This window comes from Gluconobacter sp. P5H9_a, assembly GCF_018812085.1.
GTDB lineage: Bacteria > Pseudomonadota > Alphaproteobacteria > Acetobacterales > Acetobacteraceae > Gluconobacter.
The window spans coordinates 449,371-462,854 of the sequence record NZ_JACRVW010000002.1 but is presented as its reverse complement, the minus strand read 5'-3'; the positions used below and the strand labels follow the sequence as shown (position 1 = coordinate 462,854).

The following is a 13,484-nucleotide window of genomic DNA, read 5'->3' as shown; positions in this document are numbered from 1 at the left end:
TTTGCCCTCAGCATGGAAGTATCAGACAAAGCCTAGAAGACGACGTGCCGCCTTGCCTGGGTCCTCTTCACGGAGAAGACTTTCCCCGACGAGCACGGCGCTTGCGCCGACCTCCCCAACCTTGAGCAGATCATCCTGTGTCTTGATACCACTTTCGGACACGACAAGACGATCAGGTGGAACCATGGGAGCCAGATCCAAAGTGGTCTGAATGTCGGTCTTCAAGGTGCGAAGATTGCGATTGTTGATACCAATCAAGGATGTGTCGAGAGCCAGAGCCCTGTTCAGTTCGTCAGCATCATGCACTTCAACCAGAACGTCCATGTCCAGGCCGCGAGCAATACCGATAAGTTCAGACGCCTGCGTTTCCGTCAGGGCCGCCATGATCAACAGAATGCAATCCGCACCAATCAGGCGGCTCTCATGAACCTGCCACGGATCAAGAATGAAGTCCTTGCGCAGGATTGGAAGGCTGCAGGCCTCGCGAACGGCACGGATATCATCTGTGCTGCCGTGGAAGCATGATCCTTCCGTCAGAACAGACAGGCAGGTCGCACCAGCAGCCTGATACGACAGAGCAATTTCGACCGGATTGAAGTTTGGACGGAGCACGCCAGCAGAGGGAGATGCCTTTTTGATTTCAGCAATCAGGCCAACCTGTCGGTCTGCTGTCAGGTGTTGAAGGGCCTGACCGAAGCCGCGTGTTGGCGCCGTGACTTCACGCGCGCGCAGCGTGATCTCCTTGAGAGACATGATCTGTGAACGCTGTTCTACGTCCACCCGTGTGCGGGCGCAGATGCGAGCAAGAACGTCGCTGCGATCGGTTGTCTCGACGGCGGGATCCTTGATGGGTGGCGTGGTCGTCTCCGGAACTTCCGGGTCAGGAAACTGCTCTACCCCTTCAGGTGCATAGGTCATCGCGGGTCGCTGATGCATGAAGGTCATGATAGTCCTGCGTTTGTTTTTATAAGGGTGGAATTTGTCATGGCCGCTCTGTCCAGAGCTGCGCGCGCGGAGCCATCGTCGATGGCACTTGCTGCCAGAGCTACATTGTTACGAAAAGCCTGTGCGTCAATTGTGCCGTTCTGCACGACGTTGCCTCGGCCTGCCACATGCAGGGCAGCTGCAGCATTCAGAAGTACAGTATTACGATATGGGCCTGGAGCGCCATTGAGGAGTGCGCGCAGTGCGACGGCGTTCTCTTGAGCGTTTCCGCCTCGAACGGCAGAGATTGGCGCTCTGACCATTCCCGCCATCTCTGGCTCGAATGAAAGGGAGAGAACTTTTGCACCTTCAAGGCAGACAATCTGAGCTGGGCCTGCCAGCGTCAGTTCATCGCTGCCGCCCTCATCTGTGGTTCCGTGAAGAGCCCAGACATGCGTACTGCCAAGATTGGCCAAAGTCCGGACGACAGGTTCGCACCACCGGGCATCAAAAACACCGATAAGCTGGCGATGAACCTGTGCAGGATTGCATAGGGGGCCAAGCAGATTGAAGAGAGTTCTGAAGCCGAGAGCCTTTCGCACGGGAGCCGCATGACGCATCGCGGGGTGATGAAAAGGTGCCGCCAGAAACGCCAGATTGTTTTCATGTAGCCGACGGGACTGAAGTGTCAGGTCATCGGTGGGTGGAATTCCCAGAACTTCCAGTACATCCGTGGCGCCGGAGCGGGATGAAAGTGCCCGGTTGCCATGTTTGGCCACAGGAACGCCGAGGCCTGCCAGGACGAATGCAACCGCAGTGGAGACATTGAGCGTCCCTAGCCCATCTCCGCCCGTTCCGCAGACATCCAGGGTGTTATCAGGCACGTCAGGCAAGGTCGTCATATATCGTCGGACAGCTTGAACTGCGCCTGTCAGCTCCGCCTCTGTTTCACCGCGAACTTTGAGAGCTGTCAGAAATGCGGCGAGTAAAGGAGCGTCTACGGAGCCGGCCATGATGGCAGAAAATGCGGCATCAGCTTCTTGCGATGCCAGAGATTTGCCATCAGCCACCTTGCGAAGCACGGCTGCAAAATCTGTCTTTCCTGTCATGTCGCTTCAGTAGCTTTGTGCTGGATTCCGGCAATAGTCAGAAAATTGGAAAGAAGTTCACGGCCCGCAACGGATGCGATGCTTTCAGGGTGAAACTGTACACCGTGAATGTCGTAATCCCGGTGGCGGATGCCCATAATCACGCCATCTTCTGTAGAGGCGTTGACGATCAGTTCCGAGGGAATAGTTGCAGGATCGAGTGTCAGGCTGTGATAACGCACAACGTTAACGGGCTGCGGCAAGCCTGCAAAAACACCGGTTCCATCATGATTTACGGGGCTGATCTTTCCGTGCATCGGTAAGGGCGCACGAACGACAGTAGCGCCAAAAACCTGACCGATGGCCTGATGTCCAAGGCATACGCCAAATACGGGAAACTTTCCGGCCGCGGCTCGGATCAGCTCACAGCAGATCCCCGCACCGTCTGGTGCACAAGGACCTGGCGAAATCACAATGGCAGACGGATTGAGCGCAAGCGCCTCGTCCACGCTCAGTGCGTCATTTCGTCTCACATCACATTCAACACCCAGTGCGCCCAGATGGTGGACGATGTTGAATGTGAAGCTGTCGTAGTTGTCGATGAGCAGGATCATGGCAACAGGATGGCCTTCACGTTTCGTTACGTCAAATGCAACATTGTTTCAGGATTTTGCTGCGTTGGAGACAGCAACTTCGGCCGCCCTGAAAAGAGCCCTCGCCTTGACCTGCGTTTCACGAAATTCGGAGTTGGGATCGCTGTCCGCGACCACACCGCAGCCGGCCTGAACATACATCTGGCCGTTTTTGAGAACGGCCATACGGAGCCCGATGCAGGTATCCATTTCTCCGTCTGCTCCGAAATATCCGACGCATCCTGAGTATGGCCCCCGACGGGTCGGTTCCAGCTCATCAATGATCTGCATGGCGCGGATTTTTGGTGCTCCGGTCAGGGTTCCTGCCGGGAATGCCGCGACGAGGGCATCCATGGCCGTTTTTCCTGCTTTGATCTGCCCTGTGACGGTTGAAGAGATGTGCATCACATGGCTGTAGCGTTCGATTACGAACTGATCCGGCACTTCTACTGTGCCAAGTTCGGAAACACGTCCGACATCGTTGCGGCCCAGATCAATGAGCATCAGATGTTCAGCTAGCTCTTTTTTATCGGCGAGCAGTTCTCTCTCGAGTGCCAGATCATGCTCCCGATCCGTTCCACGAGGACGTGTCCCGGCTAGCGGACGAACCGTGACTTCCCCTTCCCTCAAACGAACAAGAATTTCGGGGGAAGATCCGACCAGCGCGTAATCTTCCAGCTCCATCAGGAACAGGAACGGTGCCGGATTGACGCGGCGCAGGCTGCGATAGAGGGCAAGCGGTGAAAGTGGGAACGGTGTCGTAAACCGCTGGCTCGGGACAATCTGGAAGGCATCTCCAGCCGCGATGTAATCCTGTGCCTTGCGGACGTTCGCTTCAAACTGCTCCTGCGTCATATTGCATGACGGCGGTGCCAACTCACTTCCTGCTGGAAGTGTCTCGCTGGCATTTTCAAGCGGGGCAGCCAGTGCTTCACGCGCACGATCCAGAAGCGCATGACCTTCTGCTTCCGTCATTGAGCCCCGGATCGGCACTGCAAGGGTCAGCTCATCACGCACGGAGTCAAAGACCGCGAAGAGCTGCGGACGGATCATGATCCCTTCCGGCAGGTCCAGATCGTTGATGGGGGCATTTGGCAGAAATTCCATCTGCCGCACCATGTCGTATCCCAGAACGCCAAAGACACCGCCGATCATGGGAGGCATATCGACCGGCAGCGTCATCTGGCTCTGGTCGATAATGTCCTTCAGGGTCTCCAGCGGGTTCCCCTCCAAGGGCGTCCCGTCCAGAACCGCTTCACCGTTACGGCACTTCCAGACCAGATCAGGCAGAAGTGCAATCACGGAATACCGACCACGTGCGGCTCCCCCCTCCACACTCTCCAGAAGCATCCGGTACGGATCATCAGAGAGGCGTGACAGACGGAGATAGGCTGAGACTGGTGTTAAAAGGTCCGCGGCTTCAATGCTGTGAACGATGCTCATCACTGCGCTCCACCTGCGGTCCCCGGTGACGTGGACGCCACGACCTGATTGAAGAGGTTGGTGTTCAGGTGCGACACGGGCACTGTTTTTTCAAGGCTGGCATTCAGGGCAGCAGGGATATCAGCCTGAAGAGCCTGAACATACTGGGCCGACAGCTCTTTTTGCAGAGATGCAGAGTCTGCTTCTGTCCCCGGCTTCTGTCCTGTCACGTTGACGATCCAGAAAGCATCCGGCCCTTCATACATGCCTGTCGTGCCGACCTTTAGGCCGAATGCTGCACGAAGAACATTCTGAGGAAGAGACTGGTCCGGGTGGATGCGTGAAATTGTCACATCCTTGCGAAGGCTGGACGCTTCAGCCTGACCTTCGAGTACCTTTGCCAGTGTGCTTTTCTTGGCTTCCGTGAACAGGGCCGTGGTGCGTGTGTCAGCGGCATGACGCTGCTGTTCTGCTGTCCATGCCTGAACGATCTGATCCCGCACATCAGCGAACGGACGGCGTGTTCCAGGATGGACTTCGTCCACCACAACGGCAAAGGCAGATCCATCCGGGCCGTTTACAACAACTGGCTGGGCATCTTTCTTCTGAGAGAAGATATGCTGAACGATGGACTGGCGCAGGCCTGCGTCGCCCGGGATTGGTGCCGGGGTTCCGTCCTGCATCAGGCCATGGGAATCAAGCGAGCCAGCTGCTGGCACCGCACCAAGGTTGGATGGAATTTTCTCAAGCGTTGTGGAGCCTGCAATCGCGTCCTGAAACTGCTTCAGGCGCGCCTGAAGTGCTTCGGGAGCTTCCTGCTTCTGGACCTGATCGCGCAGTTCAGGCTTAGCCTGCTCGAAAGTGGTCTGATGAGGGGCGACGACATCCGTGATGTTGAATACGACCCAGCCTGCTGCCGTTTTCGTCGGACCGCTGATCTGATTAGCGGGCGCTCCAAAAGCTGCCTTGGCGAGTTCGGGGTTCGGAATGTCGCTCTCGCGGACGTGCGGAAGAGCGACAGCCGCTGCATCCGGATAGGCCTTCTGGATCGCGTTCCACGCATTGGTGTTGCGCCATGCCGTAGCCGCAGCATTGGCTTTGCTTTCGTCTTGGAACGTCAGAACCTGAAGCGTGCGTGTTTCCGGCATGTTGTACGTGCGGGACTGAAAATCATACAGCTTGTGTAGAACGTCATCCGGCACTTCAATTGTCTTGGCGACGCTGTCCGCCGTCATTATGACCATCTTGGCATGACGATATTCCGTGGTGCGGAAATCCTGCGGATGATTGTCGTAGTAGCGATGAAGCTGCTCGTCGGTTGGGGCCGCTGACACTGCTGTTGAGGTGAACGGAACGCGCAGGACATCCATGACGCGCTGATCTGCATCAAAGGCAAACAGACGGTTCAGAAGGGATTCTGGTGCCTGAACGGAAGCGCCCATCCCCTGAAGCAGAGCACGGGAAATGATATCCTCGCGAATCATCTGGATCAGGCGTTTTTCGGTAATGCCAATGCGGGCCAGTCGGTCATTCAGCATGCTGCGATCAAACTGACCTGCTGCATTGTGAAAAGCCGGGATCGCGAAAATTTCTTTCCGGATCAACTCATCTGGCACAACCATGCCGGCACGCTCGCCTGCAAGCTGTACCTCATTTTGGATCACGATATTGTGAAGAACCTGACGTGCAATCTGCTGCTTCGTACCGTCTGGCAGATGTGAAGGATCAGACAGTCCCATCTGCTGGGCTGCCGCTGGTAGCTGTGCGGAGAGTGCCCGTGCAAGATCATCCGGGGTGATCGTTCTGTTCCCGATCTTGACGATCGCATTGGAACTGCTTGTTCCCATATTGGAATAAACGTCTCCTACACCCCACCCGATGAAGGCCAGGAAAATCAGGATTGCGGCGGCACGGCCGGCCCAGGAGTCAACAAGGAGGTGGCGTAGGGTGGTAATCATAGGGTCAGGACGGATCCGGATGGCGGGATGGTGCGGACGGGGAAGGCCCGCTAGAACTTGCCGCACCATAATGTCGTGAGCCGCGCTTGACCAGAAGCTGACAGGCCACCCCCAGGAGGAAGCATGAATGTAACGCCGAAACTCGTCATCGGGAACTGGAAGATGAATGGTTTGCGGGAGGCATCACTGCAACTTGCAACAGCTGTGGCCGAAGGTGCGCGTTCGCTGCCTGACGATGTACGGATGGTCATTTGCCCACCCTTCACGCAACTGGACCGTGTGGCTGAGGCACTTGAGGGCGCAGGAGCATCCGTAATGCTGGGAGCGCAGGACTGTCATACTGCGGTTTCCGGGGCTCACACAGGTGATATTTCGGCTGAAATGCTCGCCGATACAGGCGCGCGTTATGTTCTTCTGGGGCATTCGGAACGTCGGCAGGCCCATGGTGAAAACGACGCCCTGATCAGGCAAAAGGTGCAGGCGGCAGAAGCTGCCGGGCTGATTCCTGTTGTCTGTATCGGGGAAACAATGGCCGAGCGGCAGGATGGTCGTGCTGCAACTGTTCTGGCCAGTCAGATTGACGGTTCCTTGACCGATAATTTCAATGGTGTGCTGGCTTATGAGCCTGTCTGGGCGATTGGGAGTGGCGTCACTCCATCGCGGGAAGAGCTTGAACGGACGCTGCTGTTGTTGCGTGGTCTGTTGCAGTCCCGTCTCAAGATGGATGACATTCGCGTGCCAATCCTGTATGGCGGCTCCGTAACACCGGCCCAGGCGCCGACTATTCTTTCCATCGGGGTGCTTGGCGGAGTGCTGGTTGGTAGTGCCAGCCKGGAAGCCAGAAGCTTCCTGCGCATTGCCGAAGCGGCATCGCTCCGTCTCTCTTCCCAACCATTGTCCGGACCCTATCGTTCATGACCACTTTTCTGCTTGTCATCAATCTGCTGGTCACACTGGCCCTGATCGGTACGATCCTGATCCAGCGCAGTGAAGGCGGCGGCCTCGGCATCGGTAGCAGCCAGGGCATGGGCTCCTTCATGACTGGCCGCGGCACGGCAACGCTGCTGACGCGTGCGACATCTGTGCTTGCTGGCGTTTTCATGCTGCTCTGCCTCGTTCTGGCCCTTCTGAACCGCGGTGCTTCCTCGGGTGTCGGCGGCCATGATATCCTTGCAGATCCGCCTGCCCCGACGACGGCTCCTGTTGCGCCTGCAACCCCTGCTGCTCCGGCTCCTGCCGAGACGCCTGCTCACTAACTGAATCGGGAAGCATCTCGACGCTTCCCCTCGCCCCCACCTTCGGTGTATGAGGAGCGCCCATGACGCGCTTCGTATTCATCACCGGCGGTGTGGTATCTTCTCTCGGCAAGGGTATCGCTTCTGCGGCTCTTGCTGCTCTCCTCCAGGCACGCGGTTACAAGGTCCGCATGCGTAAGCTGGACCCTTACCTGAACGTGGATCCGGGCACGATGAGCCCGTATCAGCATGGTGAGGTGTTCATTACTGACGACGGGGCCGAAACCGACCTCGACCTTGGTCATTATGAGCGCTTTACGGGCGTCCATGCCCGCCGTGCAGACAACACCACAACAGGTCGCATCTATTCCGATGTCATCGCCCGCGAACGTCGCGGCGACTATCTGGGCGGAACCGTTCAGGTCATTCCGCACATCACGGACGCCATCAAGGATGTCGTGGTGGCTGGGACGGAAGAGTATGATTTCGTTCTGGTGGAAATTGGCGGAACGGTTGGCGACATTGAAAGCCTTCCCTTCCTTGAGGCCATTCGTCAGCTTCGCAATGATCTGGGCCATAACCAGACCATGTGCGTTCATCTGACGCTCCTGCCCTACATCCCCTCAGCCGGTGAGTTGAAGACGAAGCCGACGCAGCATTCCGTCAAGGAACTGCAGAATGTCGGCATTCAGCCGCAGGTTCTGCTGTGTCGTTCGGATCGTCCGATTCCGGAAAACGAACGCCGCAAGATTGCGAACTTCTGTAACGTCCGTTCTGAAGCAGTGATTGCGGCGCTGGACGTGGATACGATCTACGCGTGCCCGATTTCGTACCATAACGAAGGCATGGATCGCGAAGTTCTGCGTTATTTCGGTCTGCCGTTCGAAGGCTCGCCGGACCTGACGCGCTGGGAAAAGATCGTCCACGCGATTCGTGAGCCTGAGGGCGAGGTCAAGGTTGCTGTCGTCGGCAAGTACACGGCGCTTCTGGATAGCTACAAGTCGTTGGCGGAAGCCCTGCTGCATGGCGGTATCGCGAACAATGTACGCGTCAAACTCGACTGGATCGAATCGGAAGAATTCGAGAAGTCAGGTGATATTGCCGAGCGCCTGAAGGATGCGGATGCCATTCTGGTTCCGGGTGGCTTCGGTGAGCGTGGCGCAGAGGGCAAAATTCAGGCCGTTCGTTATGCGCGTGAAAACGGCATTCCGTTCCTTGGCATTTGCTTCGGTATGCAGATGGCCGTGATTGAATGTGCCCGTTCGCTTGCAGGCCTCACGAAAGCGTCTTCCACCGAGTTCGGCCCCACGAGTGAACCGCTGGTTGGCCTCATGACGGAATGGGCAAACGGCAATGAGCTGATGCGCCGCCGTGAAGGCGGTGATCTTGGCGGCACGATGCGTCTCGGTGCATTCCCGGCCAAGCTGGCTGCAGGATCACGTGCTGCGGAGATCTATGGCACGACCGATATTCGGGAGCGTCACCGTCATCGCTGGGAAGTGAACCTTCACTACAAGGATCGCCTGGAAAAGACGGGTCTGCGTTTCTCTGGAATGTCTCCGGACGGCGTTCTGCCAGAAGTCGTGGAATACCCGGATCATCCCTGGTTCATCGGCGTGCAATATCATCCGGAACTGCTGTCCAAGCCGTTTGATCCGCATCCGCTTTTCGCCGGATTTATCGGGGCAGCTCGCAAGCGGGCTGAAAGCAAGTGAGCTTCCAGATTGGAAAGCTCGAGATTGGTCAGGACCGGCCCTTCACGCTGATTGCCGGGCCGTGCCAGATTGAATCCCGAGATCATGCTGTGGAGATGGCAGATGCTCTCTCCACGGTATGTCGAGAGCTGGATATCGGGCTGATCTACAAGAGCAGTTATGACAAAGCGAACCGTAGTTCCGTGAATGCGGCCCGCGGTGTAGGCATGGAGATGGGGCTGGATATTCTCGCTTCTATCCGTGAACGCTTTGACGTTCCTGTTCTGACGGATGTTCATGCTGCCGAGCAATGTGCTGTCGCTGCGGAAGCGGTGGACGTGCTCCAGATCCCTGCTTTCCTGTGTCGGCAAACTGATCTGCTGCTTGCTGCCGGTGAAACTGGACGTGCCATCAATGTCAAGAAGGGTCAGTTTCTGGCACCTTGGGATATGGCAAATGTCGCGGCCAAGCTGGCTTCAACCGGTAACGAGCGAATCATGCTTTGTGATCGTGGCACGAGCTTTGGTTATAACACGCTCGTCAGTGATATGCGTGGCCTGCCAATTATGGCTCAGACGGGCTATCCGGTTGTTTTTGATGCCACCCACTCTGTGCAGCAACCGGGTGGCCTAGGGGCCTCTACAGGCGGCCAGAGGGAGTTCGTTGAACCCCTCGCCCGTGCCGCGTTGTCTATCGGTGTTGCGGCAGTGTTCATCGAGACACACCAGGACCCGGATCATGCTCCGAGTGATGGTCCAACAATGGTGCCGCTTTCAGAAATGCGGGCATTGTTGACCCGCCTTAAAGCGTTTGACGCTTTGGCCAAATCTTACAACGTATAATTCTGTAACGGCGCCAGGGCTGCCATAAGGAGACTCATGACAGCCCCCACCGTCAGAACGCCCCTTAGGGGCATGTACCCCGGTGGCAGTGCGCCATTCTTCCAGGCCATTCGTTCTACAGCAAACGTTGCCAGAAAACCGATAACCTCAAGCAGGTATCCGGCGCGCAGCCCTCCAAGCAGTCCGACGCACAGTGAAAGCCATGCCCAGAGTGCAGGGCAGACTCCCAGAAGGAGTCTCTGGCGGTCGCGATCTGCTGTTCCCTGAACTGTGATGATATCTGGCCGTTCCATGGCGAGGCCCCAGTGGACTGCACCGAGAAAAGACAGGATGCATGCCCCATAGGCCAGAAGAATAACGGTTAGATGTGGAAGTGGGGAGAAAAGTCCGGCGAGGAAAATCCACCCTCCAAGGGTCAGGAAAGGTATAAGTCCTGCCAAACCGAGGATCAGGGCGAGGAAAGGAAGACGCATGTCGTCGATTGACCTTGTGTTCTGATTTTGAGACGAGACGTGTGGTCCGTCCCGAACGGTTATGAGCCACCCCCGGTTCACGCATATCCAGGAGAGCTTCCATTGAGCGCCATTGTTGATATCACCGCCCGCGAGATCCTGGACAGCCGTGGTAACCCAACCGTTGAGGTTGAGGTTGAGCTGTCGTCTGGTGCCCGCGGTCGCGCCGCAGTTCCTTCCGGTGCTTCCACTGGCGCCCACGAAGCCGTTGAGCTGCGTGACGGGGACAAGTCCCGTTACAACGGCAAAGGTGTTCTGAAGGCCTGTGGTTTTGTCGAAGACGAAATCCTTGAAGTGCTGCAGGGTGCCGAATCCGAAGATCAGATCGCAATCGACAACGCGATGATCGAGCTGGATGGCACGCCGAACAAGTCCCGCATTGGTGCGAATGCAATTCTCGGCGTTTCTCTCGCGGTTGCCAAGGCGACGGCAGAAGAGCTGGAACTGCCGCTCTATCGCTATGTCGGTGGCGTTTTCGCGCACACGCTTCCGGTTCCCATGATGAACATCGTGAATGGTGGCGAACACGCGGATAACCCGATCGACATTCAGGAGTTCATGATCCAGCCAGTTGGTGCGCCGACGTTGGCTGATGCCGTGCGCATGGGGTCTGAAATCTTCGCTGCTCTCAAGAAGGGTCTGTCTGCTGCTGGTCACAACACCAATGTTGGTGATGAGGGCGGTTTTGCTCCGGGTCTGAAGTCTGCTGATGAAGCTCTGAGCTTCATTACGAAGTCCGTTGAGGCTGCCGGATATCGTCCAGGCGATGACGTGACGTTTGCCCTCGATTGCGCAGCGACCGAGTTCTACAGCAACGGCCGTTATAACCTGAAGGGTGAAGGCAAAGAGTTCGACTCTTCAGGCATGATCTCTTACCTCGAAGATCTCGCCAAGAAGTATCCGATTGTCTCCATTGAAGATGGTCTGGCTGAGGATGACTGGGAAGGCTGGGCTGAGCTGACGTCCCGTCTGGGTGATCGTCTCCAACTCGTTGGTGATGATCTGTTCGTGACCAATCCTGAGCGCCTTCGTCGCGGCATCAAGGCCAAGACAGCGAACTCCCTGCTCGTGAAGGTTAATCAGATTGGCACGCTGACGGAGACGCTGGAAGCAGTCGAGACAGCGCATAAGGCTGGCTACACCTGCGTCATGAGCCACCGTTCCGGTGAAACTGAAGACGCCGTGATTGCAGATCTTGCTGTTGCTACGAACTGTGGTCAGATCAAGACGGGTTCCCTCTCCCGTTCTGACCGTACGGCTAAGTATAACCAGCTGATCCGTATTGAGCAGCAGCTTGGAAGCGCAGCCCGTTATGCGGGTCGCAGCATTCTCAAGTCCGCCTGATCAACAAAAGCCGGCCTCCATTCAGGAGGCCGGTTTTATATGCGCGCTAAAATAATCTACTGTCTTGAACAACAGTGATTGTTTCGCAGCCTCTCTCTGAGCTAGATTGTTGGGAAGTTTTCAAGCCAAGGGAGCCTGTTACCCCGCGTGAGACCCGTCAGACTTATCAAACGTGCCATCCGCGCGGTTGCCCCCCCTGTGCTCTTTCTGTCCCTGACCGCTTATTTCGGGTGGAACGCCCTTCATGGCGCTCATGGTATCCGTGCCTATCAGGATCAGCTTGTGCTTCAGCAGCAGGCTATCCAGGCGCAGCAGGATGCCAAGGATGAACAGGCGGTATGGCACCGTCGAGTGCTAGCTCTGAAAGAGAAGGCTCTTGATGCTGACATTCTTGATGAACGTTCCCGTGCCATGCTCAATCTGACGCGTAACGGTGATATCGTTATCCCCTACGGTCCGCACGATAAACTATTTTAAGAGCTGTTCTCGGCTCTTTTTTTTATGTTTGGAAAAGTCTATTCGTCAGAAATTGAGCCAATAAAAAAGGCGACCCAAAGGCCGCCTTTTTTAACGTCGTATGATCCGCGAGATCTTACTTGATCTTGGCTTCGCGGAAGGTCACGTGCTTGCGGGCAACCGGGTCATACTTACGGACTTCCATCTTGCCCGTAGCAGAACGTGCGTTCTTCTTCGTGACGTAGAAGTAGCCGGTGTCAGCCGACGAGACGAGACGGATCTGAATAACGTTGCTTTTTCCCATGATACCCTCGGGCTTGCGCCGTCCTGATGCCGCTCGCAAGTGCCAAAGCAGCAGGTTGATCTAGTTCGGCGCAACATGCTGATTTGTATGTCCTAGGTCAAGGCTTTCTGAAGAAAATCCAAGGATAAGGTGCATTTTTCCGCAAAAACCAAGGTTTTTAGCCAGATAAAAGCTTTGTTGATGCCTGGTAGATGTTCTTGCAGGTGGACGAACGGGAACCTATAAGGAACAAAAGAGCGTCGCATAAGTTTATGCAGTGTCTCAATCTTCAGATTTTGCCTCCACCGAGGCGCATGGGAGCGCCTGTATGCTGACGCGTAAGCAGCACCAGCTTTTGCTATACATTGACGAACATCTTCGGCGGACGGGTTATTCCCCTTCCTTCGATGAAATGAAGGACGCCCTAGAGCTTCGTTCCAAATCGGGGATTCATCGCCTGATCTCCGCACTTGAAGAGCGTGGCTTCCTACGACGGCATCACCATCGTGCAAGAGCGCTTGAAGTTCTGCGTCTGCCGCATATGGGGCTTGAGGCCCCTGCTGTGGATGCCGTGGCTAATCCGGCGCCTTTCGTTCCAACAGTTGTTGAGGGTGGTCGTCAGGATCTTCCCGGGACATTTTCCGAGGCGCCTCGCTCTCCCGTTGAAAACACAAGCGTTCAGCTTCCACTTTATGGACGCATTGCTGCCGGCCTCCCTATTGAGGCCTTGCAGGATGATAGCGCACAGATTCAGGTGCCATCGTCCCTGCTCGGCACTGGAGAGCATTATGCTCTCACAGTCGCGGGTGATTCCATGATTGAAGCTGGCATTTTGGACGGTGATGTTGCCATCATCCGTCGCGGCGAAGTGGCGGATAATGGTCAGATCGTTGTCGCGCTGATTGATGATCAGGAAGTGACCCTCAAGAAGCTGCGCCGTCGTGGTTCTACGATTGCTTTGGAAGCCGCTAATCGGGAATACGAGACACGTATTCTACCTGCTGCGCGTGTGCGCATACAGGGGCGGCTGGTCGCCCTTTTCAGGCATTACTGAAAGAACTGCCTTGTCGGATTAATGCTCCGGCAAGGCAGAT

General features: G+C 56.3%; 14 protein-coding genes. 7 read left to right on the top strand and 7 right to left on the bottom strand.

Going from position 1 to position 13,484, the window contains the following annotated elements:
- Window positions 1-21 precede the first annotated feature (21 nt).
- From trpC to KP708_RS03920, 5 genes are read right to left on the bottom strand one after another with little or no spacing between them, the layout of a single operon-like run.
- Window positions 22-945, bottom strand: coding sequence for an indole-3-glycerol phosphate synthase TrpC (gene trpC, locus KP708_RS03940; RefSeq protein ID WP_202207542.1), 924 nt, complete (start codon window positions 943-945; stop codon window positions 22-24).
- Window positions 942-2,033 (bottom strand): anthranilate phosphoribosyltransferase, encoded by a 1,092-nt coding sequence (gene trpD / locus KP708_RS03935; protein ID WP_215750471.1) that lies wholly within the window; start codon window positions 2,031-2,033, stop codon window positions 942-944. Before trpD ends, trpC begins: the two co-directional genes overlap by 4 nt.
- Complete coding sequence (locus KP708_RS03930; protein ID WP_215750470.1) at window positions 2,030-2,626, bottom strand: aminodeoxychorismate/anthranilate synthase component II; 597 nt, start codon at window positions 2,624-2,626, stop codon at window positions 2,030-2,032. Before KP708_RS03930 ends, trpD begins: the two co-directional genes overlap by 4 nt.
- Window positions 2,627-2,674: 48 nt before the next feature.
- Window positions 2,675-4,087 (bottom strand): anthranilate synthase component I, encoded by a 1,413-nt coding sequence (trpE, locus tag KP708_RS03925; protein WP_202207545.1) that lies wholly within the window; start codon window positions 4,085-4,087, stop codon window positions 2,675-2,677.
- On the bottom strand, window positions 4,087-6,024 hold the full coding sequence (locus tag KP708_RS03920; RefSeq protein WP_215750469.1) for a peptidylprolyl isomerase: 1,938 nt from the start codon (window positions 6,022-6,024) through the stop codon (window positions 4,087-4,089). The genes trpE and KP708_RS03920 overlap by 1 nt, the downstream gene beginning before the upstream one ends.
- Before the next feature lie 123 nt (window positions 6,025-6,147).
- Here KP708_RS03920 and tpiA point away from each other — a divergent pair, with 123 nt between their 5' ends.
- From tpiA to kdsA, 4 genes are all read left to right on the top strand, one after another.
- Complete coding sequence (tpiA, locus tag KP708_RS03915; protein ID WP_215757151.1) at window positions 6,148-6,942, top strand: triose-phosphate isomerase; 795 nt, start codon at window positions 6,148-6,150, stop codon at window positions 6,940-6,942.
- Complete coding sequence (gene secG / locus KP708_RS03910) at window positions 6,939-7,280, top strand: preprotein translocase subunit SecG (protein WP_215750467.1); 342 nt, start codon at window positions 6,939-6,941, stop codon at window positions 7,278-7,280. Before tpiA ends, secG begins: the two co-directional genes overlap by 4 nt.
- 62 nt (window positions 7,281-7,342) lie before the next feature.
- Window positions 7,343-8,974 carry a CTP synthase gene (locus KP708_RS03905; RefSeq protein WP_046901663.1) on the top strand — a complete coding sequence of 544 codons (1,632 nt, stop codon included), beginning with the start codon at window positions 7,343-7,345 and terminating at the stop codon, window positions 8,972-8,974.
- Entirely contained in the window at window positions 8,971-9,795 is an 825-nt protein-coding gene (gene kdsA / locus KP708_RS03900) for a 3-deoxy-8-phosphooctulonate synthase (RefSeq protein WP_215750466.1), read from the top strand. The genes KP708_RS03905 and kdsA overlap by 4 nt, the downstream gene beginning before the upstream one ends.
- On the opposite strand, the gene KP708_RS03895 is transcribed toward kdsA, so the two are convergent.
- Window positions 9,783-10,268, bottom strand: coding sequence for a DUF3429 domain-containing protein (locus KP708_RS03895; protein ID WP_252347418.1), 486 nt, complete (start codon window positions 10,266-10,268; stop codon window positions 9,783-9,785). The two genes, kdsA and KP708_RS03895, sit on opposite strands and share 13 nt — an antisense overlap.
- Window positions 10,269-10,370: 102 nt before the next feature.
- On the opposite strand from KP708_RS03895, the gene eno reads away from it, so the two are divergent.
- Together eno and KP708_RS03885 are read left to right on the top strand one after the other, a co-directional pair.
- On the top strand, window positions 10,371-11,651 hold the full coding sequence (eno, locus tag KP708_RS03890; protein WP_064272901.1) for a phosphopyruvate hydratase: 1,281 nt from the start codon (window positions 10,371-10,373) through the stop codon (window positions 11,649-11,651).
- 147 nt (window positions 11,652-11,798) lie between these two features.
- Window positions 11,799-12,128, top strand: coding sequence for a septum formation initiator family protein (locus tag KP708_RS03885; RefSeq protein WP_046901667.1), 330 nt, complete (start codon window positions 11,799-11,801; stop codon window positions 12,126-12,128).
- Window positions 12,129-12,243: 115 nt separating this feature from the next.
- On the opposite strand, the gene rpmG is transcribed toward KP708_RS03885, so the two are convergent.
- Window positions 12,244-12,411, bottom strand: coding sequence for a 50S ribosomal protein L33 (rpmG, locus tag KP708_RS03880; RefSeq protein WP_046901668.1), 168 nt, complete (start codon window positions 12,409-12,411; stop codon window positions 12,244-12,246).
- Window positions 12,412-12,718: 307 nt separating this feature from the next.
- Between rpmG and lexA the strand changes: the two genes are divergently transcribed.
- A complete protein-coding gene (gene lexA / locus KP708_RS03875) occupies window positions 12,719-13,444 on the top strand; it encodes a transcriptional repressor LexA (RefSeq protein WP_215750465.1) in 726 nt (241 codons plus the stop codon).
- The last annotated feature ends 40 nt before the right edge of the window (window positions 13,445-13,484 follow it).